We start from the raw sequence: 25,865 nt of genomic DNA, 5'->3' as shown, positions 1-25,865 counted from the left end.
TGGCCTGTTGCACTGTCCAGGCCTGTGTCGGGCGGGCGGTGACGCCGGTGATGTGCAGGCGCCGGGTCCCGTGTTCGAGGAACACCAGTGCGTACAGACGTCTACCGAGCACGGTGTCGATGAGGGTGGACGGCGTGGGCGCGGCGAATCGTCCGGGCCCCGGCATCGGAGAGGCCGATATGGCGGATCTTGCCCTCGGCGACCAGTTCGGCCAGGGTGCCGACGGTCTCCTCGATCGGGGTGTCGGGGTCGACCCGGTGTTGGTAGTACAGGTCGATGTGGTCGGTGCCGAGCCGCTTCAGCGAGCCTTCGACGGCGGTGCGGACGTTCGCCGGGCTGCTGTCGAGGACGTAGGGTCCGCCGCCGGAGTGCGCGAACAGGCCGAACTTCGTCGCCAGCACGACCTGGTCGCGGCGGCCTCGGAGGGCCCGGCCGACCAGCTCTTCATTGGCGAAGGGTCCGTAGATCTCGGCGGTGTCGAGATGTGTGACGCCCAGGTCCAGTGCCCGGTGGATGGCGCGGATCGACTCCGTGTCGTCGGTGCGCGCACCGGAGTAGTAGTCGGACATCCCCATGGCGCCCAGGCCGATCCGGGAGACGTTCAGCCCACCCTGGCAGACGTGCTGCATCAGAGAACTCCGTTCTTCGGTTTCCGTTTCCGGGCGATCTCATGTGGCGCTGTGTGCGGCAGGCCGGTGGATGGGGCCGGTGCGGCGGGACAGAGGCAGGCCGGTGCCCCTGTTGGCGTGGGCGACGATCTCGGCGGTGATGGATACGGCGGTTTCCTGAGGGGTGTGGGCCGGCTGCCGACCGCGGCGGCGGCGTGGTGGTCGTTGTGCTTGGTGATCGATGAAGCGCGCCGGTTGTGGTGGAGGCTCTGATGTGCCGGAGCGCTTCATCCCTTTCCCGCCACGCGGCCGCGATGGAGCTGATGTTGACGATGTCGGCGACCTGACGAGGGCCGTCCTCGGCTGCCTTGAGCAGGTGCGGCAGGGCCGCGTGGGTGGTGTAGAGCAGTCCTCGGGCGTTGATGGCGATCATGCTGTCCCACTCGTCGGGGTCCGCGCCGACGACCGGACCAAGAGCATCAGGCCGGCGTTGTCGACCAGGATGCCGAGGCGGCCGAATCGCTCGATGCTCTGCTGGACCGCTGTCCCGGCCTGCGTGCGGTCGGTGATGTCAGCCTGCACGGCCCAGCGCGGAGCCGCCCGTCTGCTCGATCTCGGTGGCGAGGGCGACGGTTCCGGTCAGTTTCGAAGTCATGGGCTGCTGTCTTCCCTTTCAGGGGTGCGAGATGGGTTCAGGTGTCGGCGTCGGCGTGGGCGAGGCTGGTGGACAGCTCGCGGTGGGCTTCGGCCTGGGCGAGGAGGGCGTTGGCCTTCTGTTCGAAGGTGGCCACGGCGTCGGCGCCGGCGGCGAAGCGCGCTGGGGGCTGTTCGAGGGCAGCGAGCTCGACGAGGGCGTCAGCGAGCTTGGCGGGGTCGCCGCCCTGCTTGCCGTCCATGCCCCGCCAGGCCTCGATGGTCTGCTCCGTGCGCTCCGCGTAATCCGCGATCGAGGACTCGGCGTACTGCGTGGACTGCGGGCTGAGGAGCTCGGTGCGGAAGAAGCCGGGCTCGACCAGCATCGTCTTGATGCCGAACGGCGCGACCTCCGGCGTCAACGCCTCCATCCAGCCCTCGACACCGAACTTGGACGCCGCGTAAGCGGTCGTGAACTCCACCGGGGAGGCAATGCCCGCGGTGGAGGAGATCGTGATCACCAGACCGGAGCGCTGGGCGCGCAGCTGCGGCAGCGCGGCGCGGGTGACGTTGACCGGCCCGAACAGGGTGGTCTCGATCTGGGAGCGGAACGCCTCGGGCGTCATCTCCTCGAAGAACCCGGCCTGGAAGTTGCCGGCGTTGTTGACCACCACGTCGAGCCGGCCGAACCGCTCGACGCCTGCCGCGACGGCGACCTGGGCGGAGGCGGGGTCGGTGACGTCGAGGTCGACGGCCAGCAGGTCGTCGCGCTCACCGATCGCCCGGGTGACGGACTCGGCGTTGCGGGCGGTGGCAACCACCGCGTGGCCGGCAGCCAGGGCCGCCTTGGCGACGTCGACACCGAGGCCTCGACCGGCGCCGGTGATGAACCAAACCTTCTTCTCGCTCATGGCAGTGCTGTTCCTCTGTCTGGTACTGGATGGGATGGGGTTCTGCCTGTAGGGCCACCGCCTCATCGGCGCGGCACCACTACGGAACCAGTCGCGTCCGGCAGATGGGAGACCCTGCGAGAGGGGTACCAACAGGAACCCCCGACACCCGCCCGACGTACCGGGTGTAGGCAGTGGCAGCGTCGACGGCGCGACACTCGACGGTGGAGGGGAGTAGCGCAGCGCCTCGGCCAGAACCGCGATGGGCGTCGGCTTGGTCAGTTCGTGAGGGTGCCTGGCCGCGCCGCGCTGGTGCTGAAACCTCTCCAAAGCCACTCCAAAGCCAGGTCTGCAGCCTCCCTCACGGGCACCCCGGAACGAATTCCCGCACGGACCTTCGCCACGCTTGAGCAGCCTCGGAACGAATCCTGGAAAAGTGGCTGGCGATCATCTCGTCGGAGGCCCGGGCTGGCGGCTTCCTTGGGTGCCAGTCGCGAAGTGAACGACCCGTCCCCGAACTTTCCACAGATCGAGATCACCGGGACGGTTCACGGAACACCTCGACGGAACACCGGTGAACACGACCGAAATCGTCTCGCCGGTGTTCCGTTGACCGAGGTCAGTTTGCGGAGTGCTTGAGCTGCTTGCCGAAGAACTCCAGCAGCTTGGGCATCGCCTTGTTCACGTCCTTGTCGTACATGCTCATGTGAGTACCGCCCGGGACGACGAAGAGTTCCTTTTCGCTCGTCGCCTCCTTGTACGCCCGATCGCTGTGCCACTTCGAGCCGGCCTCGCTACCGGCGATCAACAGAAGCGGCTGTGTCAGCAAGGTCTCGATACCGTCGAAGGCGTCGAACGCGTAGATCTTGTCCGTGCTGCTCTTCAGGAAACGGTTCGGCGAGTTCTCATGCCGCCACCTGTCCGCTTGCCTGTAGTACTCGCTGGCTTCCACCATGTCGGGCTCGGTGACACCCTCGACCGAGTCGGGCACGTACGGAAGCATCGTGGGCTGAGCGCCGTTGGCCACTGCTGTGCGCTCCTGAGCGACATCCTCAAGACCGGCGCGCAACTCCTCCGCGGTTCCCGCTCCCCGCCAGCCCAGACGGAGACCATCACCGTAATTGAACGCGGCCACGCCGGCGACAGCCTTGACGCGGTGGTCGGTCATCGTGGCGTTGATCGCGTATCCGCCGCTGGCGCAAATGCCGAGAGCTGCGATCTTCTCACGGTCAACAGCGGGAAGCGTAGTGAGGTAGTCGACCGCGCCGCGTACGTCTTCCACCCGCTTCGCGGGGTCTTCGAGCAGACGTGGCTGCCCCTCGCTCTGCCCCTGATGGGACGCATCATAGGCCAGCGCGATGTAACCCTGCTGCGCCAGTCGATAAGCGTAAAGACTTGCGGTCTGTTCCTTGATTCCGCCGGCCGGATGCACGACGACGACCGCCGGGTACTTCTTGCCCGGCTTCATCCTGGCCGGCGCGAACTGCACGCCGGCCATGTCGAGTTCCCCGTTCTTGAACGTGACCGCCTTGCGCGTGATGCTGCGGTCTTCGCGGACCGTCCTTTCGAAGTCCGCCAGGCTGGTGATCGTCGCCTGGTTTGCGGTAGCGCCCGCATTGGCATTTGTGGCGGCGCCCGCATTGGCAACCGAAGTGCCCGAACCGGAACTCTCGCTGCTGGCGAATGCGATGGGGGTCGCAAGACTCGTCAGGGCGACACCAAGGACCAAACCCCTCCTGGTCGACAATGTCCGTGTGCTGCGGGGCAGCCTGTTTGCCATCGTGCAACTCCTGAATCGCTGGTCTGGGTGGGATGGGGTTCTGCCTGTAGGGCCACCGCGTCGTCGCCGGTGGCGTCTATTACGGAATCAGCCGTGACCGGTTGGCGGGAGACCCTGCGAGAGGGGTACCGACAGAGACCCCCAGGCCGCCCGAACCGCCCGTAGAGTCGAGGCATGGCAGAGAGGAACGACCATCGCGACGTGCGAGGCGACGTCCGCGCCCAGATCCGCGAGTTCCTCACCACCCGCCGGGCCCGGATCAGTCCCGAGCAGGCCGGGCTGCCCGTGTATGGCGGAGACCGCCGCCGGGTGCCCGGGCTGCGCCGCTCCGAGGTCGCAAGCCTGGCCGGGATCTCCCCGGAGTACATGACCAAGCTCGAGCGCGGCAATGCAACCGGTGTCTCCGACAGCGTGATCGACGGCCTTGCGCACGCCCTGCAGCTCGACGAGGCTGAGCGAGCGCACCTTGAGGACCTGCTCCGCACCGCGGGCAGCACCCGCCCGCCACGGCAACGCCCCGCCCGTCAGCGGGTCCGGCCCACCGTCCAGCGCCTCCTCGACACCATGACCGGCGCAGCTGCCTTCGTGGTCAACGGCCGACTCGACGTCCTGGCCGCCAACGACCTCGGGGTAGCGCTGTACTCGCCGGTCTACGCCGACCCCGCTCGACCGGCTAACACCGCCAGGTTCGTCTTCCTCGACCCGTACGCGACCGAGTTCTTCCGCGACTACGACAAGGCCGCCAGCGACACCGTCGCCCTGCTGCGCGCCGAAGCCGGCCGCGATCCTCACGACCGGGACCTCTCGGACCTGATCGGGCAGCTCTCCACCCGCAGCGAGGAGTTCCGCCGGCGCTGGGCCGCGCACAACGTCCGTATCCACACCAGCGGTGTGAAGCTCGTCCACCATCCCGTCGTCGGCGACCTCGACCTGGCCTTCGAGTCCTTGGCCCTGCCCGCCGACACCGGCCAGAGCCTTCTCACCTACACCGCCGAGCCCGGATCGCCCACGCAGGACGCCCTGCGCCTGCTGGCCAGCTGGGCCGCGACCGGCGACAACCTCGGGCTACCCCGCTCCGTCAGGGACGCGGAGCACGTCGTGCCGTCGCCCGAGGCCGACTGAGGGACAAGCGCCGGCTGCGCGCGCCGGATGCGATGCGCTACGCAGACACATCCGCTCATCAAGCATGGGAGTGCGTGCGGGTTGGTGTTGGCTGACGCTGCGGCTCCAGCAGCGGGCGGGGCCGGCCCTCATGTCCGGCAAGCGCAGACGGGTCAGCCCTCGCTGCGCTGGAAGGTCACGGACACCTCGAAGGTCGCCTCCGCCCCGGCGCGCGACAGCAGCACCCCGGCCTCGGCGGTCAATGTAATGCCGAAGGTCGCCGACACCTCGCCGACCTCCCACTCCTCCGCGACCGACAGGTCGGACAACCCCGCCGACACCGCGCGCGTGCCCGCAACGATCGCCTTGCGGATCTCGTCCACCCGGTCGCCGAGCCGGGCGGCGGCGTTCGAGCCCCACGCGATCTCCCGCCCGGCCTGCACGTCCACGACCTGGACCAGCACCGGCTCGTCGTCCAACTCCGCCATCGCCGAACTCCCTTGTGCATCAACGGGGAATACATCGCCGGGCCCCCTGCCGCCGCCGGGCGCGGGTCGTAATCTTGGCAGATGAGCGACGGTCGGGTGCAGGCCGGCGGGCGGATGGTGGGCAGCGGCTTCGCGATCGCGCCCACCGCGGTCGTCACCGCCGACCACGTCGTGCGCGACGCGGACCCGGCGGACGTCGTGTTCCAGCCCCGGCGCGGCGCGCAGGCGCACGTCGCCCGGATCGAGCGCGACCCGGAGCACGACGTCGCCGTCCTGTTCCTCGACACCCCGCTGGACGGGGCGTTCGTCGTCGCCCAGGCCCGGGCGGGCGCGTCCTGGCGCGTCACCGCGCAACCGCTGGGCAACGACCCGCGGCTCACCGGGACCGTCACGGACTTGGCGCGCACGGTGGTCAACCGCGGCGGCACGCCGGTCGAGCTGCTGCAACTGCGGGTCGATCAGGTGCTGGGCAGCTACCGGGGCTACTCGGGCAGCGCCGTGGTCGTGGACGGGCCGGCGGGCGGGGTGGTCGGCGTCCTGGTCGAGCAGGTGCCGCACCGGCAGGGGCGCGGCCAGGCGGAGGCGTCCAACGTCCTGTACGCGGTGCCGATCCAGTACGTGGTGGACCGGTTCGGCCTCGCGCCGGGCGCGGAGGTCATCCCCCGCCTTCTGGAGGGCCTGGCTGGGCTCGGCGCCGACTACGCCGCGTGGATCGAGAACTTCCTCGTCGAGTACCTGGGGCGCACGGGCGAACCGGTGCCGTTCGGCGGGCGCGGTCCGCAGCTGGCCAAGCTCACCGCGTGGCTGACCGACGCCGACGCCGCGCCCTACGCGCTGGTCACCGCCGAAGCCGGCCGGGGCAAGTCGGCGCTGCTGTCCCGGTGGGCGGCACACGTGTCCACCCTCGGGCTCGCGCACGTCGTGTTCGTCCCGATCAGCCTGCGCTTCGGCACCGCGCAGGCCGGCGTCTCCCTGCCCGCCCTGGCCGCCCGCCTGGCCGACTACCACGGCGACGCCGTCACGACCGCCGAGCGCACGGCGGAGCAGTGGCAGGCCGAGATCACCACCCACCTCCGGCGCACACCCCGCGGGGACAAGCCGCTGCTGGTCGTGCTCGACGGGTTGGACGAGGCGACGGACTGGGAGCCCGGCGCGCACCTGTTCCCCGCCAACCCGCCGCCTGGGGTCCGAGTGCTGGTCTCGGCGCGGTTCGTCGCCGGCGACACCGACGAGACCGGCTGGCGCACCCGGTTGAACTGGTCGAGCCCAGCCCTGGCCGACAGCGTCGCGCTGCCGCCGCTCGACCAGGCCGGGGTCAGCGACGTGCTGCTGGCGATGGGCAACCCGCTGGCGCACCTGGTGACCCGGGTGGACCTCGTCGGCGAGCTGCACCGCCTCAGCGAGGGCGACCCGCTGCTGGTTCGGCTCTACGTGGACGAGTTGCGCGAGCGCGGCGGCGACGCCACCGGGCTGACCGCCGAGGAGCTGCCGTCGATCGACAAGGGCATGCGCGGCTACTTCGACCGGTGGCGGCGGGAGCTGGAACGGGTGTGGCGGGCACGTGGCCACCAGCCGGCCGAGCGGCAGCGCGACCTCCAGGACTTCCTCGACGCCCTCGCCTCCGCGCTCGGGCCGCTGACCGTGGACGACCTGGCCGAGCTGAACCCCGACGCGCCGACCGGCTTCGCGCTGACCTGGCTGCTCAAGGACGTCGAGCGGTTCGTCATCGGCGACGGCGTGCGGCAGGGGTTCGTGTTCTCCCACCCACGGTTCGCGATGTTCTTCCACGAGATGATGGGGCGGCGCGAGCGGGAGAAGTGGACCTCGCGGTTCCTCGACTACGGCCGGCGGACGCTCGCACAGCTGCGGGCCGGGACGCGCGAGCCGGCGTCGGTGTCCACCTACGTCCTGAACTTCCACGGCGCCCACCTGGAGGCCGCGCACGCGCCGAGCGAGGACCTGTTCGCGTTGCTGGACACCGCGTGGTTGGACGCCTGGCACGCGATCGATGGCACCGACGCCGGTTTCCTCAACGACTGCGAACGCGCCTGGCGGCGGGCCGAGGTGGAGGTGGGCCGCGGAAGCGAGGCCAAGCGCGAACGGGCCGTGGAGACCATGTTCGTCGGCGCGTTGGCCCGCGGCAGCGTCGCGGCCCGCAGCAACAAGGTGCCGCCGGAGCTGCTGGGCGACGCGGTCCGGGAGGGCGTGCTGACGGCGGCGCAGGCGCTGGCGATCTGCCGTCGGATGACCGAGGAGTTCCGCCGGGCGGACGCCGTGGTCGCGCTCGCGCCCGTGCTGCCGGCGGCGTGGTTGGACGAGTGCCTGGCCATCGCGGCCACGTTGCGCCGCCCGCAGTCCCGCGCCTACGTGATCACGCACCTCGTCCCGCTGCTGAGCGGACCCTCGCTGCTGCGGGCGCGGGCCCTCGCGGAGTCGTTGCCGGAGCCGCAGTCGCGGGCCTGGGCGCTCGCGGCGGTCGGCTCCCGCCTGCCCGGGGCCGAGCGCGCGCACCTCGCCGAGGCCGTGCTGTCGGACCTCACCGCCGTGGCCGACGATCGGGAACGCGGGCGCGGCCTGCTCCTGTGCGCGGAGTTCCTCACCGACGAGGCGATGGCACGGGCGATCTCGCTGGCGGCCCTCCTGCCGAACCGGGTCGATGCGGTGAAGGCCCTGTGCGCGCTCGCCGCTCACGCGCCCGATCCCGACCGCGTGCTGGACCTCGCCTCGCCGATCGCGGACGCCGTGCCCCGCGACCACGACGACGCCGCCCGCGTCCTGGTGCCGCTCGCGAACCACCGCCTCCACTACCGGGGCCGGGCGTTGGAAGCGCTGGCCACGATGGGCGACCAGCGCGCGGCGGCGAGCCTGTTGATCAAGGCCCGTCGGTGGGTCGCGGAGGACCACGAGTCCACGGACCCGGTCCTCCTCGCGCGGATGCACGCGGTGTTGGGCGCGAAGCCCTTGGTGCCCCACTGGGTCGAGTCGCTGTCACCGGGTGCGCGGGCCCAGGCGCTGCGGTTGTCGCGGTCCGTCGAGAACTCGTCCCGTCGTACCCGGGTCGCGGCACACCTGCTCGCGTTCGACGGTGTCGGGGCTTCGCCCGAGGCGGTCGCCGAGGTCCTGCACGAGACCCAGTTGTTGGACCACGAGGACCGCGCCCACGTGCTGACCCTCCTGGCCCGCTGCCACACGGGCGCCGCCCGGAGCGACCTGCTGCGCGAAGCCCTCCGGTCCGCGGAGACCGCCAGCGACGTCCGCGACCGGCTCGCCGCCCTGGCGTACACCATCGAACGCCTGCCCGACGGCGACCGGGCCGCACCGCAAGCGGCCTACGTGGACCTGTGCCGGCACTTCCTGCCCGAGCCGGAGACGTTGGCGGTGCTGAAGAAGATCGGCGCCGGCCTGGACCCGGCCGTGGTGGACCCGGCGCTGGAGGTCTGCGCGGCCATCGAACCCGTCGCGACGCGCGTCTCCGCGTACCAGGTCGTGGCCGACATCGCGCCCGCGGACCGGCAGGAGGAGTGCCTGCGCCGCGCGCTCGCGGAGGCCCTGTCGATCGACGACGTGGAGGCCCGGCTCGCCGTCCTCCGGTCCCTCACGGACTCGCGCGCGAAGGACCGGATCGGCAAGGAGTTGGACGACGCGTTGTTCACGACAGTGGGCGAACTACCGGACGAGTGGGACCGTGCCAACAAGTTCCGCGGAATCCTGCCGCTGCTGTCGTGCGAGGAGTCCAAGCACACCGCGGTCCGCAGCTTGCTCCGCGTCTTCCGGCCGAACGAGTACAACCCGGTGACGGCGCTGTTCACCGCACTGCCGACCGGGCTGCCGGAGGACATCGTCGCCGACCTGACCTCGTTGGTGGAGGAGCACGCCACGGACGCGACGCCGTGGCTGGCGCTGATCCGCCACCTCCCCCCGGAGCAGGTCGTGGCGGCCGTCGGCAAGGCGCGATCGCTCCCGCCGCCACACCACCGTCGCCCCTTCCTGCGCTTCTACGACTTCCGGGCCGACAGCTTCTCGCTCCCGTCGGCGATCGCGCACGAGTTCGGCCGGCTGCCCTCCGAGGCGCGCCGCCGCCTGCTCCCGGTCGTGCTGACGGAGGACCTGTCGGTGAACAGCTTGCTCAGCCTGGCGCCGGAGGTGCCGGAGGACCTCCGCCCGGCGGTCGTCGAGCACGCACGAGGGCTGGACTGCCATGCGAAGTTCCTGCTCCACAACGCGGTCGAGGGGGTGTACCCGGCCGATCTCACGGCCCGGCTGCTGGAAGCGGCGCTGGCCCATCCGGTGAAGGAGATCCCGTTCGACGCGTTGCACCACGTCCTCGCCCGCACGCCGCCGGCCGGCCGCGACCGGCTGGCGACGCGGGTGATCCGACGGGTCGCGACGCACCTCGACGGGTTGCGCGACCTGTACCGCTGGGGACCGCGCGAGTGGCGGCCGAGGGTGGCAGCGGAGCTTGTCCGCCACCTCGCCGCGCGGTCCCCCGAGTACCGCGAGCGGCGCGGCGTCGTGCTGCTGAAGGTGATCGGCACGGTGAGGTCCGACGACCTGCCCCTGCTGGAGGACGCGATCCGGTCGATCGACGACCCGGCGGACCGGGTGGCGGCGCTCGCGGGCATGATCGGGCGGCAACGCACCGACCGCCGCCACCTCTGGGAGCTGGTCGTCGAGGCGCTCCACGAGGCCGACCCGGTCGAGCGCGAGACCGTGCTGGCGAAACTGCTCACCAGTAGGGTGACGCCGACCGAGGACGAGGTGATCGTCGACCTGCACTCGTTCGTCCGGGAGTTGCCCGCCGCCGTGGCGGTCCCGCTGCTGTTGTCGCTGGCCCTCCGCGCCCCTGCCGCGCGGCGGCGCGACCTCCTCGCCGAAGCGCTCGACCTCGCCACGACACCGACCGACGCCCGCGACCGGGACGCGGCCGTCGAGAAGATCGCCCACACCCCGAGGCCGGTCCCCGAACTCGTCCCGAGGGTGCTGAGGGCCATCGTGGACATGTGGTCGCCCACGCCGCGACGCACCGCTCTGGCCGGCCTGGCGAAGGCGTTCGCGACGTGGCCGGAGGCCATCGACTTCGACACCGTCCACCCGACGTGGAGGGACGCCCTCCGGACCGTCTCCGTGCACCCGCGCCCCGTGCAGGTCCACGAGGTGGCGGCCCTCGCGGCTATGGGAACACCCTCGGGCGTGCCCCGGCCGGCGGCGTTGAAGGCGTTCGCCTCGGCGTTGACCAAAGTCGGCACGTGGTGGGACTGAGCGACCTCCCGCGACCCGCCCGCCAGGTTCGGCACCGACTACAAGGAGTCCTACGGCTGGGCCTCCGGCGTGGGCGGACTGCGGCGCCCGAACTTCGCCCAACTGGAGAAGCTGGTCAAGGTCGCCCACCTGCGCGGCCACTACAGCTGGGCCAACCACGAGATCCACGCCGACGCCAGAGGCGACCAACTCAACGTCTTCGAGCGTGGAGACGTCCTCCACAGACAGACCGGGCCGATGCTTTTCGACCTGGCCGAGCCAGCAACGTGGGCACTGGCGTCTCTCGAACTATGCATGCAGACGCTGCTGTACAGCACAGACGACGTATCACCGCTGGAGATGCTCGGAAGCAAGGCGCTGCACCTGTGCCGCTCGAAAAGTCATCGCTGCTGGTCAACCGGCATGTCTGTACTCGTTGATGAGTCCGCCCAGGATGCGGGTGCGCAGCGGTCTGCGGGTGTCGAGGTCGTGTACCGCGGCTGTGGGGTGCCAGAAGTAGGGATTCTGCCTCTGACCTGTGTTAAGACCGCATCTCATTTGGGGTTGTTGTGCGTCAGCAGATCCAGCTTGGTAGCTCGGCGATAGCAGATCACCGCGCAGGCGAGCTGGGCGAATGCCGTGAAGTGGGCGGCCTTGCGTTCGTAGCGGCGCGCCAGCCGCCGGAACCGGGAAACCCACTCCAGGGTCCGTTCGATGACGTACCGGTGGCGACCCAATCGCCTGGCCGACTCGATGCCCCGGCGGGCGATCCGGGCGACGGCGCCCCGCCGACGCGGCCCTTTCCGGCAGACCGGGTAGTCATAGCCCTTGTCCGCGTGCAGCTTGCGCGGCCGACGACGAGGCCGCCCGACCGGTCCCCTGACCGGCCCGACGGCGTCGACCACGGGCTCCAACTCCAGGTGGTCGTTGCGGTTGGCCGCGGAGACGACCACCGTCAGCGGAATACCGCCCCGCTCGCTCATCGCGTGGATCTTCGAGCCTGGCTTGCCCTGGTCCACCGGACTGGGCCCGGTCAGGTCCCCCCTTTGACCGCGCGGACGTGCATGCTGTCCACCGACGCGCGTGACCAGTCGATCGCCCCGGCGGTGCCCAGCAGGTCCAGCAGCGTCCGGTGCAGTCGGGTGAAGACCTCCGCCTCGACCCACTCGGTGAACCGGCGGTGCGCGGTGGGGCGGCTGATTCCGAACGAGGTCGGCAGCGCCGACCAGGCGCAGCCGGTCTGCAGCACGTACAGGATCGCGGCCAGTACCGCGCGGTCGTCCAGCCGGCGTCGACCTCCGCCCTGGTGGCGTTGCGGCGCATCCGGCAACAGCGGGCGCACCAGCAGCCACAACGGCTCCGGGCACCTCTTCTCCACATCGCTCATCGTTGATCAACGATATCGCCTGCCTGGAACACGCCCAAATGAGATGCGGTCTAAGCGGCTGCGGGTTCGTACTTGTTGATCAGGCCGCCGAGGATGGGTCGGCGGCGTGTCGACGTGCGGTCCGGCCCTGCGATCGGGTGGTGCGAGCTGTAACGCCCGGTGGGGTCGGCGGTGGTTGTAGTGGGCCGCGTAGTGGTCGAGCACTGTTCTCAGGTGGTGTTCGTTGAGGATGAGCAGTCGGTCGGTGGCTTCGCGTCTGGCGGTGCCTGCGAACCGTTCGGGGTAGCGGTTGGCTCGCGGACACCGTGGTGGGATCTTCACGACCTGGATGCCGGCGTCGGCGAGGACCGCGTCGAACGAGGCGGTGAACTGGCCGGCCCGGTCTCGGATGAGGAACCGGAAGTCGTCGGTGCGGTCGCCGAGGTCCATGAGTAGGTTGCGGGCTTGTCAGGTGGTCCAGGCTCCGGCGGGGTTGGTGGTGGTGCCGAGGATGTGGACGTGGCGGGTGGCGACTTCGATCACGAAGAACACGTGAACCCGTTTGAGGGTGACCGTGCAGTCGACGTGGAAGAAGTCGCAGGTCGACATGCTCGCGGCCTGGGTGTGTAGGAATCGTCGCCACGAGGTGTCGGTGTCGCGCTGGGGCGCGGGTGGTACCCGCAGGCGCTTGAGCACGCGGCGGACGGTTGAGGCGGCTACTCGGTGGCCGAGTTTGAGCAGTTCGCCTTGGATTCGGCGGTGGCCCACCCGGCGTTCTCCTGGACCATCCGCTCGATCAACGCCACGAGGGTGTCGTCGATCGGCGGTCGGCCGGTGCGGTTCGGGTAGGTCCGCTTCTTCGCGATGAGGTGTCGGTGCCATCGCAGGACGGTGCCCGGCGTCACCGACCGGTGTCGCCGTAACCGGTCGGGTAGGCGTCGCACCAACGCGGCGAGCACCGCGCGATCGGCCCGGTCCAACCGCGGGCGAGGGTTGGTCCGGCGCAGCACGGCGACCTCGTGGCGCAACACCAGCAACTCCACGTCCTTGGCCGCCGATGACCGGCCGAGCAGAACCAGCCGGCCGACGAGTCGAACGAAGATCAGGTACAGCAGTCGTAACGCCACGCCTCACGATCATGCCCCTACCGTCCATGATGCATGACCGCCGCAGCTCAGCGCCCCAATGCAGAGTTCTGGCACCCCACAGGTCAATTGTGCGTTCGCCTTCTGCTGGAACACCTGGTTCGCCGATCCGGCACCGGTGGCACCGGACCCTGTGGGGCAGCGGCCGGTCCCGGCCACACGACCGGACCGGGGAGAGAGGGGGATCCACCGCGGAGTCCACAGCGGACAGAACGATCCTGCGCCCGTCCTGGCCACGCGCTCTACGGCGAGTCCGTGGCTGGCTGGCCCCCTGGAGATTGCTTCAGCGCTACTGGCGAGCGTGGTCAGACAGGCCCCCGCCCGCGGAGTTGCAGACCTTGCTCGACACCGTCGCTAATGGACATACACTGAATCTTTACATCCCGCCTTAACAAACTACCGGTACGCGGACTCGTACTTCCCCGATCACGTCGTCGACAAGGGCCGGGCGATCCTGTTGCGGCTGTGCGAGCGGATCGAGGCCGAGGAGCCGTCGGATACGGCGGCCCTGTATGTGCTGACCCAGGCCGCGACGGAGGAGTTCAACCTGCTCCAAGCGGAGTTCGATGCAGCCGGAAGTGAAATCGAGACGGTCGCGCGGGAGGCGATCGCCGAGGAGTTCGGGTTCGTCGCCTCGGCCTACGGGTTCACGGACGCGGACGTGGAGAAAATGATCACCACCCGCGACTGGTGAGCGACCGACGGCGCCTCGTCCCGGACCGCCGGCGGCTGGAGCGGGTAAGCGATTCGCCCAACGGCCAGGCGGTGTTCAGACGCCGTCCGCCTCGGCTGACAGGTCCGCCCACTCGGTCCAGGTCTTGTTGTTGCAGAACCGCAACTGGGCCGATGCCACCGAGGCATGCGCCGGGGCGGCGACGAGAGCGGCGACGGCGCCCGCCGCGACGGTCACAACAGCAGTCTTGCGAAGATTGCTGAGCATTACCGATCGTCCGTTCTTGGATGCCGATCGTCGTTCCGCGTGACTAGTCCATCCGGGCGTATCTCCGGAATCCCTCGTCATCGCGGCGTGGATGCCTCGTCACTTCGGCATCCAACACCCCGTCCCGAGTCAAGGACCGCGCCATGACGGTGTTCGCCCCGCCGCGCCCCAACACGCTTGCTGAGTGGATCGCCGCCGCCATCCCGCCGGGCATCCTGGCGATGGATGCCGCTCCTGTCGGGAGTCTGCGGTTCTTGTTCTACGGTCGCGCTTCCACCCGCGAGCACCAGGACCCGCGTACCTCTCGGGCGTGGCAGCTGGATGTTTCCCGCAGGCTCACCGGAGGGCACGGCAGGATCGTGGGGGAGTACTTCGAGGCTGGGTGTTCCCGGCAGGTGCCCTGGCATCTGCGGCCTCGGGCCGCGGCGATGCTGCGCTACCTCGCGGCGAACGCGGACCGGGTCGACGCGGTGGTGGTGGGCGAGTACGAGCGCGCGTTCCTCGACACCGCCCAGGTGCGGGAGTTACGGGCGGTGTTGGAGCGGTACGGGGTGCAGCTGTGGCTGCCCGAGGCCGAAGGGCCGGTGGAGTTCGGCAATCCCGCGCACGAGGCGTTGCTGGCGTTGCTCGCGATGCGCTCGCAGACGGAGGTGCTGCGTTCCCGGCACCGGGTCGTCACCGCCATGCGGATGCAGACCGTCGAGCAGGGCCGCTACCTCGGCGGTAGACCGCCCTACGGCTACCGTCTGGTCGACGCGGGGCCGCATCCGAATCGGGCGTTGGCGCGGCGCGGGGTGCGGCAGCAGCGGCTCGTGCCGAACCCGGCCGCGGCGCCAGTGGTGAAGCTGATCTTCTCCTTACGTCTGGCCGGGCACAGTGCCGCGGGCATCGCCCGCCATCTCAACGAGCAGGCCGTGCCCAGCCCGTCGGGTGCGGACGCGGAGCGTGACGGGCATCGGGTCGATTCCGGTTGGTCGCTGCGCACGGTGGTGGAGGTCCTGGGCAATCCCCGCTACACCGGCCGCCAGGTGTGGAACTGCACCAGCGCCGACCGCGCCACCCGCTCGCCGAGCGGGCGCCGGACCAGCGTCCGCAACGAGCAGCACGCGTGGGCGATCTCGACCTGCATCGTCCACACACCGCTGGTGTCCGAACAGGACTTCGTCACCGCCCAGACCGTCCAGGCCGCCAGACAGAGTGCCCGCCGGGCCGACGCTGATGGCGGCGAGTACGTCTACCTCTTGGCGGGCAGGCTCCAGTGTGGGTTGTGTGGGCGGAGGATGGACTCGCACCGCTCTCACGGCCGTGCTGCCTACCGGTGCCGTCACGGCCACAGCAGCGCCCGCACCCGACCGGAGGGCGCGCCGGGCAACCTCTACCTGCGCGAGGACCACCTGCTGGCCCGCATCGCCGCACACCTCACCACCGCGGGCATCGCCGACAATCCCGGCCCCGAACAGGCCGCACGACTGGTCGACGACCTCGGGCTCGTCTTCCGCTGCGACGCCACCGGCGTCACGCTCCTCGACCGCGGCACCACCCCACGAGCGCGCACACCACGCAGACGCCCTACGCCGCAGCCTGTCCACGACCTGCCCGGAAGCGAAGACCGTGGAGAGGCAGGTGGACAACTCCTGCTGGCCCTGAGCTACGCAACCGCCTCGGAGGCCGACCAACCCGACACGCCTGCGGGCCAGGTCGACGCACCGGCTCGTGGAACCCGCCCCGCGCGCCAGCCTCTCCGGCCACCGGCCCGTCCCAAGCGCCCTTCAGTGCCACAGCGGCGGCACCGGCAGGCCGTGCTCCGCCCCACCATCGGCGCCACCCGTTCGCGGGACGCATCCCGGGCGGGGCGAGACGAACACCCACCGTCAGGCGAACTCCGCCACGACCGCCGTCGACAGGTGGCACGAAGGGCCGGACGCCGCCCACTGCTCCTGCCCTCATGCCGGCAGACACCCCACGAGCAGCGACCAACAGGTAGGCTCGGAGCGACGTCGGGAAACACAAAGCCCCACGAAGCTTCCAGCTGACCTGGAATTACATCGTGGGGCAAATTATGTGTCCGAGACGACGATGATCTTGTGTGTTCCCCGTCCGCCGTGGGGACGTGTCACACGTAGAACGTAGCACAGACGATCTTCAGTGTCACACCGTCCACAATGGGCGGTGACCTCACTGTAAGACGTCGGCCAAGGTCTTCAATCGACAGCGTCTAATCCGGACACTGAAATCCGCAGTAAGCCGCCGGGCCGACCTATGGCTGTCGGCTCGTCAACGCAGGCTGTTAGCAGATTCGGGCGTACGCACGGCGGGGCACCGACTGCAGAAGTTCGCGCCCGTCCTGGTGTGGTGCCGCACGTGCGGTGGATCCTCGCCCGGCGAATTGCCGGACGCAGCCTCGTGAAGGTCGCCCGCGAACTCATCTACGGCGGTGTCGGAGGCTTGCCGGAGCGTGGATGGGGCTTCGGTGTGTTCTCTGCTTGCAGACATGCGGATCGCCCGCGACGAGGGCGCGCGGCCCACCGGTCGTGATAGCCGGACGTGGACACCCGAGGACGCGAGTTGGACCGACCGGCCCCTCGTCCCGGGCAGTTGCCCGGTGTCGACGAGTTCCTAGCGGCGCCAGATGAGGATTGTCTGGTCGCTGATGTCGAGATCCGCCGAGACCTGCGCGACACGGCGGCCGGACGCGACCAGGTCGAGCACCTTGCGCCGGAACTCGGGTGGGTACCGCTTGGGCATCGTGGGCTGTCCTCCGGGCTACTGAGACGAGTGATCATCCAGTAACCCGACTCCGTACAACCAGGGGAGGATCACACGGCAAGTCAAGATCTACGAAGACCACTACAACCGACACCGGCCCAACCAAGCCCGCGACCAATACCACCCGAGGCCCAACAGCACCCCACCGCCGTACACGACCTCGACACCCACAGACTGCTACGCACCCGAATCCTGGGCGGACTCATCAACGAGTACAGACATGTCGCTTGACCAGCAGCGATGACTTTCGAGCGGCACAGCCTATCTTTCGGGTTATCGAGCGACCCGAAAGGCGCACGGGGCGGGACAGACGGAGATCAGCGGGGTTTACTCGGGTAGCAGGACCGACCGCCGACGATTACCCGAGGTTGCGATGACACTGTCGAGCGCCCGCACCACGCCCACTTTCGATGAGGACTTCGTGCAGGACCTGCACAGCAGGTACGCGGAGATCCGGGAAGCCACCCCCGTCCAGCGCATGCGTACCGCATCTGGCGAGCAGGTATGGGTGGTCACCCGTTACGCGGACGCGCGTGCAGCGTTCGCCGACTCCCGGCTGAGCAAGGACTTCCGGCGTGAGGAGACTCTTGAAAGCGTGTCGCTCGATGCTTTCGAGCGCTCCTATCCGAAGGTCCTCGCCGAGACCATGCTGACTTTGGATCCGCCGGCGCACACGCGCTTGCGCAAGCTGGTGACCTGGGCATTCACCCCACGCCGGGTCGAGCTTCTGCGTTCGCGTGTCGATGTGATCACCTCGAGGCTCCTCGACAGGATCGCCGAGAAGCCCGAGGTGGACGTGTTGGACGCGTTCGCTTACCCATTCGTGGCCCAGGTGCTCTGCGAGGTGCTCGGACTCGACGACTCGCATTGCGACGACCTCCGCGCGTGGATCGGCGCCCTGTACTTCAGCAACGACGAGGAGAGTACTGGCAAGGCCGCTTACCAGATCGCTGACTACTTGAGCGAGGTGATCGCGAGCAAGCGCAGGGCCCCTGCGGACGACCTGTCCAGTTGGCTCATCCAGGTGCGTGACGGCACCGACCGGCTCGACGAGAACGAACTCGTGTCGACGCTGTTCGTGTTGTTGGTGGCGGGCTTCGAGACCACAGTGAACGTCGTCGGCAACGGGGTTTTCACGCTGTTGCAGCACCCTGACCAGTGGGCGGCGCTGCGAGCGAACCCGAGCCTGGTGTCCTCGGCAGTGGAGGAGATCCTTCGGTTCGAAGGTCCCGATGTCCACGCGGTGCTCAGGCACACCAAGGAGCCTGTGACGGTCGGCGGGGTCGAGATCCCGACAGGGGAGGAGGTCTGGCTGGCGGTGAGCTCGGCGCACCGCGACCCGAACCGCTACCCGGACCCGGATCGCTTCGATATCACCCGCGAACCGCAGCATCTGGCCTTCGGCAACGGAATCCACGCGTGCGTGGGTGCTCGGCTCGCCCGTATGGAGGTGCAGATCGCGCTGCGCGAATTGATCGAACGGTTCCCGAACATGGCGTTGACTCGTCCTGCGGAGGAATTCCGGTGGCGCTTCAGCACGTCCATTCGCGCGCTGGAGACGCTCCCAGTCCGACTCGGGCCGTGACCCTGCTTTCGCCGTTCCGTCCGGTCGGCTCGGTCAGTACCGTGCGCCCTTTCGGGGCTTCGGCTGCAGCCGTTCTCATCCATATGCTGCGGCGTGCGCGGCGGCTGCCCTGCGAACATCATCCACGAGGGTGGCGTGCCGGACCATCGACGCGCCGCATGGTGCTTCTTTCCTGCCGAGGGCCGCATCGATGAACGCGCGTAGTGTGTTGCGGACTTGGTTGTCCGGTGGCAGCGACAGCTCGGTGACTCGGTCCTGCTCTTCGATGCGGACTGTCGGGCGGTGGTGCTCCGGCGGGGTGAACGCCCTCAGCACGCTGATGCACCCCGCGCTTCCCCACAGCGTGTAGTCCGTTCGGTAGGCATGCTCGAACCCGAATTCCAGATGCACGGTGACACCATCCGCATCGGACAACAGGGCGCCTCCGGCGACGTCCACTCCGATGCGTTCGTCCACCCGGCGGCAGGCTCCGACGACTCGGAACTCGCCAGGGAAGTGCAGTTGGGCTGCTCGCAGCGGGTACACGCCCACGTCCAACAGAGCCCCACCGCCGAGGTTCCGGGAGTAGCGAAACGACAACGGGTTCACCGGCGGGATACCGAAGGCGCTGGAAAAGGACCGCACGTGGCCGATCACTCCGTCGCGCACCAAGCTCCGGACGGTCTCGTGCTGGGAGTGGTTCAGAAACATGAAGTTCTCCGCCAGCACGAGATCGTGGCGGCGGGCGAGTTCCACCACCTCCGTCGTCTCCGCCGCAGTGACGCACAGCGGTTTTTCCGCCAGGACGTGCTTGCCTGCGGTGAGTGATTCGACGATCCAGCGGTGGTGCATCGCCGGTGGGAGTGGGATGTAGACGGCGTCGATGTCGTCGCGTGCCAGCAGCGCCTCGTAACCGGTAACGGCCGCGCAGTCGAACTGGGATGCCGCCTCTACGGCCTTGTCCGCGTGGCGGCTGCTGACGGCCACCAGCGTCGCCGAGTCCAGGTGCACGAGGTTCGGCAGGATGCGTCGGAGCGCGATGTCGGCGCATCCGAGGACACCGATCCGCAGCCGGGGCACGACGCTTTCCGGGATTCCCGCTGTCAGTCCCGCACACCGAGGAACAGGCCGCGCCCGTTGGGTCCGCCAGGCAGGTGCTCAGCCCGGATTCCGGCCTGCTCGAACGCCGCGAGGTACTCGTCCTCGGTGAACAGCGAGAGGATCTCCTGCTCGGTGAAGTCGCGAATTCCGGTGGATTCCGCGACGGTGTAGCGCACGGTCATGCGAGTGGCGCGGCCGTCTCGCACCGAATGCGACAGGCGACTGATCACGCTGCCGTTGCGCTCGGCGACCGAGCCGGTGACGTACCCGTCGAGGAACTGCTCTGAGAACCACCAGGGCTCGACGACCGCCACTCCGCCTGGCACGAGATGACGCGCCATGCTCGCGGCTGCACGACCCAGATCCTCGGGTGTCTGCATGTACGCGATGGAAAAGCACATGCACGTGACGGCGTCGAACTGCTCGTCCAGATGGAAGTCGCGCATGTCACCAGGGTGGATCGGCACACCGGGAAGCCTGCGTGTGGCGATCTCCCGCATCGCGTCGGACAGTTCCAGTCCGGCGACGTGCGGGAACAGGAAGCGGATCCGCTCCAGGTGCGCGCCTGTCCCGCACGCTACGTCGAGCAGCGACCGTGCTCCTGGAAGCCGCTCCTGCACAAGCCGCACGACGTTGTCCGCCTCGACGGCCCAGTCCCTGCCGCGCGCGGCGTGGACCACGTCGTAGACGTCGGCGTGCTCGCGACTGTAGGCCGAGGCCGTCCGTTCGATCGCGTTGCTCACCGGAGGTGTCCTTTCGCCCGGATGGCCTTATGAGAGGTGGTACTCGACTGCCTTGCGGAACTCGTCGGCGACGGTGCGCACTTCGTGGTCGTCGAGGCCTTGGTGCAGCGGCAGGAGCAGCGTGCTGCGCGAGGCATGTTCGGTCGCGGGCAGGATTGCGTTCGAGCGGTAGAGCGGCACCTTGTGCAACGGCGGATAGCGGAAGCTCGTGAAAACGCCTCGCTCCAGCAGTTGCACAGCGACTTGGTTGCGGATTTCCGCATCCACCCTGACCCAGTAGAAGTAGTGGGACGAAACGTGTCCGTCCGGCAGGGCGGGAGGTAGGGTGACGCCCGGCACTCCCGACAGCAACTGGTCGTACTGCGCGGCAATGGCACGCCGCCTGTGCACAAAGTCCGGAAGCCGGCGCAGCTGCACGGTGCCGAGCGCGGCGGCCAGGTCGTTGCCGATGAACCTGTGACCGGTTTCCTGGAGATCGACCTCCCACCAGCGCGCGGACTCCCGGGCTGCGGCGAACCCGCTCGCCTTCTCCAGGCCGTGGTAGGCCAACCGCCTCGCCCGCCGTGCGTGCTCGAGGTTCCTGGCATAGAGCATCCCCCCGTCTGCGGTGACGAGGATCTTCATGGCGTCGAAGCTCCACACGCCCAGGTCGCCGAAGGTGCCGCAGGCACGCCCGTTTACGTCGGAGCTGACGGCGCAGGCTGCGTCCTCGACCAACACGACACCGCGTTCCCGGCAGAGCTCGGAGATCCCTGCAACCTCGCCGGGAGCGCCTCCGTAGTGGAGCACTACGACGGCTTTTGTCCTCCTCGTCAGGACTTTCGCGACATCCTCCGGAGTCGGGTTGAGGGTGCGCGGATCGACATCGCAGAACACCGGCTGGCCACCGTTGCGCACGATGGCGTTGGCCGCCGCGACGAAGCTGTTCGACGGGAGCACGACCTCGTCACCCGCGGTGAGACCGAGCAGCTCGCAGCTGAGGAACAGCGCGGCGGTCGCGGAGTTGAGGAACACCAGGTGGTCCGCGTCGACTCCCAGATGTTCGGCGAACTTCGCCTCGAACGCCTGGGTTCGCGGGCCATGGCCGGCCCAGCTGTCGGCGAAGACCTCGGCCACAGCCGCGAGTTCGGCCTGGCCGAGGTCCGGCTGGTGCAGGTTGATCATTGTGCTTCCCCTGGGGATGTCATGCAGCACGTCAGGTCACGAAGTCCACGATCGACTCGACGGCGTAGTCGACCATCTCGTCGGTGATGCCCGGGTAGACGCCGATCCAGAACGTCCGCTCGGTGATGACGTCGCTGTTCGTCAGCTCCTCGGCCACGCGGTACCGAACTTCTCGGAAGGCCGGCTGGCGCGTGATGTTGCCGCCGAACAACAACCGGGTGCCGATGCGGCGTGATTCCAGGAACTGCACCAACTCGCCGCGGGTGAAGCCAGCGTCCGGCAGGACGGTGATGAGGAAGCCGAACCAGCTCGGATCGCTGCCTGTGGTGGCTTCGGGTAGCAGCAGGCCCGGTAGCCCGGACAATCCCTCGCGCAAGCGGCGCCAGTTGCGCCGCCTGGCTTCGCCGAACTCGCGGATCCTGCCGAGCTGACTCAACGCGAGCGCCCCCTGCAGATCCGTCGCCTTCAGGTTGTATCCGACATGGGAGAACGTGTACTTGTGGTCGTAACCGTGCGGCAAACTGCCGAGCTGGTAGTCGAACCGCCTCCGGCACGTGTTGTCGACCCCCGGTTCGCACCAGCAGTCCCGACCCCAGTCCCGCAGAGATTCCACGACACGTGCCAGTTCCAGGTCACGGGTGAGCACGCAGCCGCCCTCGCCGCTGGTGATGTGATGAGCCGGGTAGAAGCTGACTGTGGCGAAGTCACCGAACGTGCCGGTCAACCGGCCCTGGTAGGTCGACCCCACCGCGTCGCAATTGTCCTCGATGAGGAACAGCTCCCGCTCTTGGGCGATCTCGGCGATCTCGGCTGCGGCAAAGGGATTCCCCAGGGTGTGGGCAAGAATGATCGCCTGGGTGCGGTCGGTGATCGCGGCCTTCACGCGGTCCGGGGTGGTGTTGTACGTGCCGAGTTCCACGTCGACGAAGACGGGGACGAGCCCGTTCTGGACGATGGGGTTGACGGTGGTCGGGAACCCGGCCGCCGCCGTGATCACCTCGCCGCCTGGGCGCAGTCGGGCGTTGTCGAGTCGTGGCGATGTCAGCGCGGTCAAAGCCAGCAGGTTCGCCGAGGAGCCGGAGTTGGTCATGTGCGCCTTGCGCAGTCCGAAGAATCTGGCGAACGCGTTCTCGAACCGCTGGGTGTTCGGCCCTGCGGCGATGCGCAGGTCCAGCGCGGCGTCCACCAGTGCTACCCGGTCGTCCTCGTTGAGTACTGCCCCGGACGGCAGGATCGGTGTCACCCCTGGGATGAACTCACTGTGCGCGCGTTCGCGGTGGTACTCGCGTGCCGCCGCGAGCACTCGCTCTTTTGGACCGGTCGTCGCCTGCCTTCCTCCGGCGATCTCAGGCGAAGTCACCTGGGTGAGTCCCTTCGACGAGCAAGCTGTGCAAGCAGGCGACGAGGCTCCGCGCCTGGATGTTGACGTAGTGGCTGTGACGGATGAGTTCGACGAGCTGGCGCACGGTCATCCAGCAGAACCCGGGAGGTTCGGGCCGCAGGTCCACCTCGACGACCAGGTAGCGGTTGCGCGCGTGGTAGAACCGCCCGCCCTCCTCGGACATCGTCGTGTCGAACCAGACCTGATCACGCCGGGCTGCGAGCACCTCGCCGAGGAAGCGGGGTCGCCGAACGCCTGGCAGGTGATCGTAGGTCGCCGGTGCGCACTGCACGGTCGGCGCCAGCTCGACGGAGTCCACGTAGCCGGGCTCGACGCGCGCATGTACTAGGGCGTGCAGCACGCCGTCGATCCGGGTCACCAGGAAGGCGATGACTCCCGTGCCGTGCGGTTTGATCATCGGCTGCGACCACTGCCCGACCTCACGGCCGCAGGCCTGCACGTGTACCCCGACCACGTCGAAGAATAGGCCGGCTTCATGGCTGATCTTCTCGGACGTGCGAATCCATCGAGGCATACCGTTGAGCGGGACGGAGGTGACCTCCAGCGCGGTGCGCATCCGGGTTTCCGTGATCCAGTTCAGAACATCCCTGGTGCTGTGCAGACTGCCCTCGTCCTCGTTGCACGACCGGGCCAACGCGGACCGGAAATCGTGGTCGCCGACCTCAACAGGGTCGGTACCGGTGAACGGCAGGCAGGACAGCACCGTCCGGGCATCCATGTTGACCATGTCGTCGACGGCGAACAAATCGTGGATCTGGCCGAGCGTGAGCCAATGGAAGCCCGGCAGCAGCGGGACCTCCTCGGTTACTTCGACGATCATGTTGCGATTGCGCTTGTGGCGGAACCACGATCCCTGCTCCGACTGCCGCACATCCGCCAGCACCCGGTGCTGCCCGGCGTTCTGGAAGTAGTCGAGGTACGGAGTTCCCCGACCCCCGTGCACGCGGGTGTAGTTGCTCCGGGTCGCCTGCACCGTGGGTGAGAGCTGCACACTGTTGCGGTTGCCCGGCTCGGTCTTGGCCTGCATGAGGAAGTGCAGGACCCCGCCGAAATCCCTGATCAGGATGCCGAGAATCCCGATCTCGGGCTGGTTGATGATCGGCTGGCTCCAGGACTCCACGGGAGCGCCGGGAACGTGCACCTCCAGCCCTTCGACGGTGAAGAACTTCCCGCTGCGGTGGCCGATGTCGCCGGTCCGTGGATCGGTGTTCCAGCCCGGGAGGTCGTCCAGCGCCGTGAGCACCACGTTCGTCAAGTCCCGCCGCCGCAAGTCGCTGAACCACTGCCGGAAGGTGTCGAGAGTCGTGATCCCGCCATCGCGGCAGGCGGCCGATCGGGCGATGTGCCGCGGCGTCACAGCGTCCACTTTGGGCGATAGGGGAGCGGAGCGCAGTGACGTTTTCATGGACTCGGAACTCCTAGCTCGGGCAGGGTACGGGCCCTCGACGCACTCGACGCTATCGGGATCGTCCTACCCGTGCCCGATGGCAGTCGCAGCGTCACCCGAAAGTGCTTTCGGGATGCCGGGCGCGCTGGTGTCCGTATGCTCCAGTGAGGTGGCGGATACGATCTGATTCGGAGAGATCCATGCGCGTCCTGTTCACGTCGCTCCCGGCGAATTCTCATTTCTACAACTTGGTTCCGTTAGCTTGGGCCTTGCGGGTGGCGGGGCACGATGTCCGCGTCGCTGTTCGTCCGGACGCGGCCGACATGGTCACCAATGCCGGGCTCACCGCGGTTCCCGTCGGTGAACCGGTGGACGTCGTCGCTGCGGCTGCGACATCAGGATATAGTCCCCATGGCCGGAAAATTCCTGCCGATGGATTGCCGGGCATGGAGCTCTTCGACCAGGTGGGCTCCGGCGATTACTTCGAGGGTAAGGGAAAGCACCTCCTTCACATTGATGACCGTTTGTTGGAGGACCTGGTGTGGTTCGGCACGCAATGGCGGCCCGATCTTGTCATCTGGGATGCCGCGGCGTACTCCGGTCCCGTGGTCGCACACATCCTCGGCGTGCCGCACGTGCGCGTGCTGTTCGCCATGGACCTGGTCGGCTGGCACAGGTCCCGCCTGTCGAAGGACCGGGCTGACGGGTTGCGGGATGTGCTCGCCGGATCGTTGGGCCGGTTCGGTGTCGGCTTCGCCGAGGAGGTCGCGGTGGGGCAGGCGACCATCGAACAGATACCGTCCTGGATGCGGTTGCCCGTGGAATTGGAGTACATCCCGGTCCGGTTCGTGCCGTACAACGGTCCGGCGGTGATACCCAGGTGGCTGGACGAACCGCCAGCGAAACCGCGTATCTGCGTCAGCCTCGGACTGACGCGGCGTTCCATCGCCGCCGGGGCTGGCAGCCTTGAGGAGTTCATCGACAGTGAGCGGAAGGCGGTCAAGATCCTGCTGCGCGGCGCGGCCGGGCTCGACGTCGAGGTGATCGCTACTCTGACCGCTGACGAGGCACGTGAGATCGGCCCACTTCCCGGCAACGTTCGGATTCACGACTACGTACCGCTCCACGAGCTGCTCCGGACGTGTTCGGCGATCATCCACCACGGCGGCACGACGACGCAGGAAACCGCAGCGATCAACGGCGTACCGCAGCTCATACTCCCGGGGCTCTACTGGGATGAACCGCGCAGGGCGGAGCTGCTCGCCGCACGGGGAGCGGGTCTGGTCCTTGATCGCGAACGGCTCACCGAGGCCCACGTCGGGGACCAGTTGGCCCGACTGCTCACTGAGCCGTCGTTCGCCGCCAACGCGGCGACGATCCGCCAAGAGGCCCAGGCGGCACCCAGTCCGCACGACATCGTCCCACGCCTGGAGGCGTTGGTGGCAGAGCACGAGAAAAACACTGAACGACCGGTTCTCGCAGCGGACAAGGAGCGCGACTTTTCAGCTCCTTGATTTCCTGACGAATCAACTTCTGCTTCGTTCCGATG

The 25,865-nt window shown here is 68.5% G+C and carries 21 protein-coding genes and 2 pseudogenes; 7 read left to right on the top strand and 16 right to left on the bottom strand.

Annotation, left to right across the window (positions count from 1 at the left end; genetic code table 11):
• Nucleotides 1–122 precede the first annotated feature (122 nt).
• From ALI22I_RS04630 to ALI22I_RS04610, 4 genes and pseudogenes are all read right to left on the bottom strand, one after another.
• Nucleotides 123–629: pseudogene (locus ALI22I_RS04630) on the bottom strand (aldo/keto reductase); the annotation flags it as partial.
• A gap of 408 nt (nucleotides 630–1,037) precedes the next feature.
• Complete coding sequence (locus ALI22I_RS55325; RefSeq protein ID WP_202970662.1) at nucleotides 1,038–1,190, bottom strand: SDR family NAD(P)-dependent oxidoreductase; 153 nt, start codon at nucleotides 1,188–1,190, stop codon at nucleotides 1,038–1,040.
• Between the two features lie 110 nt (nucleotides 1,191–1,300).
• The gene (locus tag ALI22I_RS54430) at nucleotides 1,301–2,152 is read right to left on the bottom strand and encodes an SDR family oxidoreductase (RefSeq protein ID WP_077004298.1); all 852 of its coding nucleotides are present in this window, start codon (nucleotides 2,150–2,152) and stop codon (nucleotides 1,301–1,303) included.
• 598 nt (nucleotides 2,153–2,750) lie between these two features.
• A complete protein-coding gene (locus ALI22I_RS04610; RefSeq protein WP_202970660.1) occupies nucleotides 2,751–3,860 on the bottom strand; it encodes an alpha/beta hydrolase in 1,110 nt (369 codons plus the stop codon).
• Nucleotides 3,861–4,085: 225 nt separating this feature from the next.
• Between ALI22I_RS04610 and ALI22I_RS04605 the strand changes: the two genes are divergently transcribed.
• Nucleotides 4,086–5,033, top strand: coding sequence for a helix-turn-helix domain-containing protein (locus ALI22I_RS04605; protein WP_077004297.1), 948 nt, complete (start codon nucleotides 4,086–4,088; stop codon nucleotides 5,031–5,033).
• A gap of 152 nt (nucleotides 5,034–5,185) precedes the next feature.
• Here the strand turns inward: ALI22I_RS04605 and ALI22I_RS04600 are convergent, their stop codons facing one another.
• The gene (locus tag ALI22I_RS04600; protein ID WP_077004296.1) at nucleotides 5,186–5,500 is read right to left on the bottom strand and encodes a CU044_2847 family protein; all 315 of its coding nucleotides are present in this window, start codon (nucleotides 5,498–5,500) and stop codon (nucleotides 5,186–5,188) included.
• 81 nt (nucleotides 5,501–5,581) lie between these two features.
• On the opposite strand from ALI22I_RS04600, the gene ALI22I_RS04595 reads away from it, so the two are divergent.
• Nucleotides 5,582–10,759, top strand: a complete 5,178-nt coding sequence (locus tag ALI22I_RS04595; RefSeq protein ID WP_077004295.1) for a serine protease — start codon at nucleotides 5,582–5,584, stop codon at nucleotides 10,757–10,759.
• A 533-nt stretch (nucleotides 10,760–11,292) separates the two neighbouring features.
• Here the strand turns inward: ALI22I_RS04595 and ALI22I_RS47290 are convergent.
• Nucleotides 11,293–12,125, bottom strand: a protein-coding gene (locus ALI22I_RS47290) for an IS5 family transposase (protein ID WP_443216891.1) whose coding sequence is annotated in 2 segments (ribosomal slippage) — nucleotides 11,293–11,781 and nucleotides 11,784–12,125 — 831 coding nt in all. Because the reading frame shifts where the segments join, the coding sequence is not laid out codon by codon here.
• Between the two features lie 6 nt (nucleotides 12,126–12,131).
• The gene (locus tag ALI22I_RS53020; protein ID WP_238598095.1) at nucleotides 12,132–12,446 is read right to left on the bottom strand and encodes a transposase; all 315 of its coding nucleotides are present in this window, start codon (nucleotides 12,444–12,446) and stop codon (nucleotides 12,132–12,134) included.
• Here ALI22I_RS53020 and ALI22I_RS53015 point away from each other — a divergent pair.
• On the top strand, nucleotides 12,339–12,560 hold the full coding sequence (locus ALI22I_RS53015) for a hypothetical protein (RefSeq protein WP_238598097.1): 222 nt from the start codon (nucleotides 12,339–12,341) through the stop codon (nucleotides 12,558–12,560). The two genes, ALI22I_RS53020 and ALI22I_RS53015, sit on opposite strands and share 108 nt — an antisense overlap.
• 12 nt (nucleotides 12,561–12,572) lie before the next feature.
• Here the strand turns inward: ALI22I_RS53015 and ALI22I_RS53010 are convergent, their stop codons facing one another.
• Nucleotides 12,573–12,800 (bottom strand): hypothetical protein, encoded by a 228-nt coding sequence (locus ALI22I_RS53010; RefSeq protein WP_238598086.1) that lies wholly within the window; start codon nucleotides 12,798–12,800, stop codon nucleotides 12,573–12,575.
• A 20-nt stretch (nucleotides 12,801–12,820) separates the two neighbouring features.
• Nucleotides 12,821–13,231: an integrase gene (locus tag ALI22I_RS52005; RefSeq protein ID WP_238598084.1), complete on the bottom strand. Its 411-nt coding sequence runs from the start codon at nucleotides 13,229–13,231 to the stop codon at nucleotides 12,821–12,823.
• 433 nt (nucleotides 13,232–13,664) lie between these two features.
• Here ALI22I_RS52005 and ALI22I_RS04575 point away from each other — a divergent pair.
• Nucleotides 13,665–13,943, top strand: a pseudogene (locus ALI22I_RS04575) (DUF5713 family protein); the annotation flags it as partial.
• Nucleotides 13,944–14,018: 75 nt separating this feature from the next.
• On the opposite strand, the gene ALI22I_RS50390 reads toward ALI22I_RS04575, so the two are convergent.
• Nucleotides 14,019–14,189: a hypothetical protein gene (locus ALI22I_RS50390; protein WP_179118089.1), complete on the bottom strand. Its 171-nt coding sequence runs from the start codon at nucleotides 14,187–14,189 to the stop codon at nucleotides 14,019–14,021.
• Nucleotides 14,190–14,332: 143 nt separating this feature from the next.
• Here ALI22I_RS50390 and ALI22I_RS04570 point away from each other — a divergent pair, with 143 nt between their 5' ends.
• On the top strand, nucleotides 14,333–16,222 hold the full coding sequence (locus ALI22I_RS04570) for a recombinase family protein (protein ID WP_077004292.1): 1,890 nt from the start codon (nucleotides 14,333–14,335) through the stop codon (nucleotides 16,220–16,222).
• A gap of 583 nt (nucleotides 16,223–16,805) precedes the next feature.
• Here ALI22I_RS04570 and ALI22I_RS48575 read toward each other — a convergent pair.
• Nucleotides 16,806–16,934 carry a transposase gene (locus ALI22I_RS48575; protein WP_077004291.1) on the bottom strand — a complete coding sequence of 43 codons (129 nt, stop codon included), beginning with the start codon at nucleotides 16,932–16,934 and terminating at the stop codon, nucleotides 16,806–16,808.
• Nucleotides 16,935–17,328: 394 nt separating this feature from the next.
• Between ALI22I_RS48575 and ALI22I_RS04560 the strand changes: the two genes are divergently transcribed.
• Nucleotides 17,329–18,540 carry a cytochrome P450 family protein gene (locus ALI22I_RS04560; protein ID WP_077004290.1) on the top strand — a complete coding sequence of 404 codons (1,212 nt, stop codon included), beginning with the start codon at nucleotides 17,329–17,331 and terminating at the stop codon, nucleotides 18,538–18,540.
• A 75-nt stretch (nucleotides 18,541–18,615) separates the two neighbouring features.
• Here the strand turns inward: ALI22I_RS04560 and ALI22I_RS04555 are convergent, their stop codons facing one another.
• From ALI22I_RS04555 to ALI22I_RS04535, 5 genes are read right to left on the bottom strand one after another with little or no spacing between them, the layout of a single operon-like run.
• Nucleotides 18,616–19,599 (bottom strand): Gfo/Idh/MocA family protein, encoded by a 984-nt coding sequence (locus ALI22I_RS04555; RefSeq protein WP_202970656.1) that lies wholly within the window; start codon nucleotides 19,597–19,599, stop codon nucleotides 18,616–18,618.
• 23 nt (nucleotides 19,600–19,622) lie between these two features.
• Nucleotides 19,623–20,363, bottom strand: coding sequence for a class I SAM-dependent methyltransferase (locus tag ALI22I_RS04550; RefSeq protein ID WP_077004289.1), 741 nt, complete (start codon nucleotides 20,361–20,363; stop codon nucleotides 19,623–19,625).
• Nucleotides 20,364–20,390: 27 nt separating this feature from the next.
• Nucleotides 20,391–21,527: a DegT/DnrJ/EryC1/StrS family aminotransferase gene (locus ALI22I_RS04545; RefSeq protein WP_077004288.1), complete on the bottom strand. Its 1,137-nt coding sequence runs from the start codon at nucleotides 21,525–21,527 to the stop codon at nucleotides 20,391–20,393.
• A 31-nt stretch (nucleotides 21,528–21,558) separates the two neighbouring features.
• The gene (gene rfbH, locus ALI22I_RS04540; protein ID WP_143531958.1) at nucleotides 21,559–22,830 is read right to left on the bottom strand and encodes a lipopolysaccharide biosynthesis protein RfbH; all 1,272 of its coding nucleotides are present in this window, start codon (nucleotides 22,828–22,830) and stop codon (nucleotides 21,559–21,561) included.
• Between the two features lie 43 nt (nucleotides 22,831–22,873).
• Nucleotides 22,874–24,334 (bottom strand): NDP-hexose 2,3-dehydratase family protein, encoded by a 1,461-nt coding sequence (locus tag ALI22I_RS04535; RefSeq protein WP_077004287.1) that lies wholly within the window; start codon nucleotides 24,332–24,334, stop codon nucleotides 22,874–22,876.
• Nucleotides 24,335–24,516: 182 nt separating this feature from the next.
• Here ALI22I_RS04535 and ALI22I_RS04530 point away from each other — a divergent pair, with 182 nt between their 5' ends.
• A complete protein-coding gene (locus ALI22I_RS04530; RefSeq protein ID WP_077004286.1) occupies nucleotides 24,517–25,830 on the top strand; it encodes a nucleotide disphospho-sugar-binding domain-containing protein in 1,314 nt (437 codons plus the stop codon).
• The last annotated feature ends 35 nt before the right edge of the window (nucleotides 25,831–25,865 follow it).

The sequence above is a fragment of the Saccharothrix sp. ALI-22-I genome, assembly GCF_001984175.1.
In the GTDB taxonomy this organism is placed as follows: domain Bacteria; phylum Actinomycetota; class Actinomycetes; order Mycobacteriales; family Pseudonocardiaceae; genus Actinosynnema.
The sequence above is the reverse complement of the archived record's forward strand: the minus strand, read 5'-3'. Positions and strand labels throughout refer to the sequence as shown.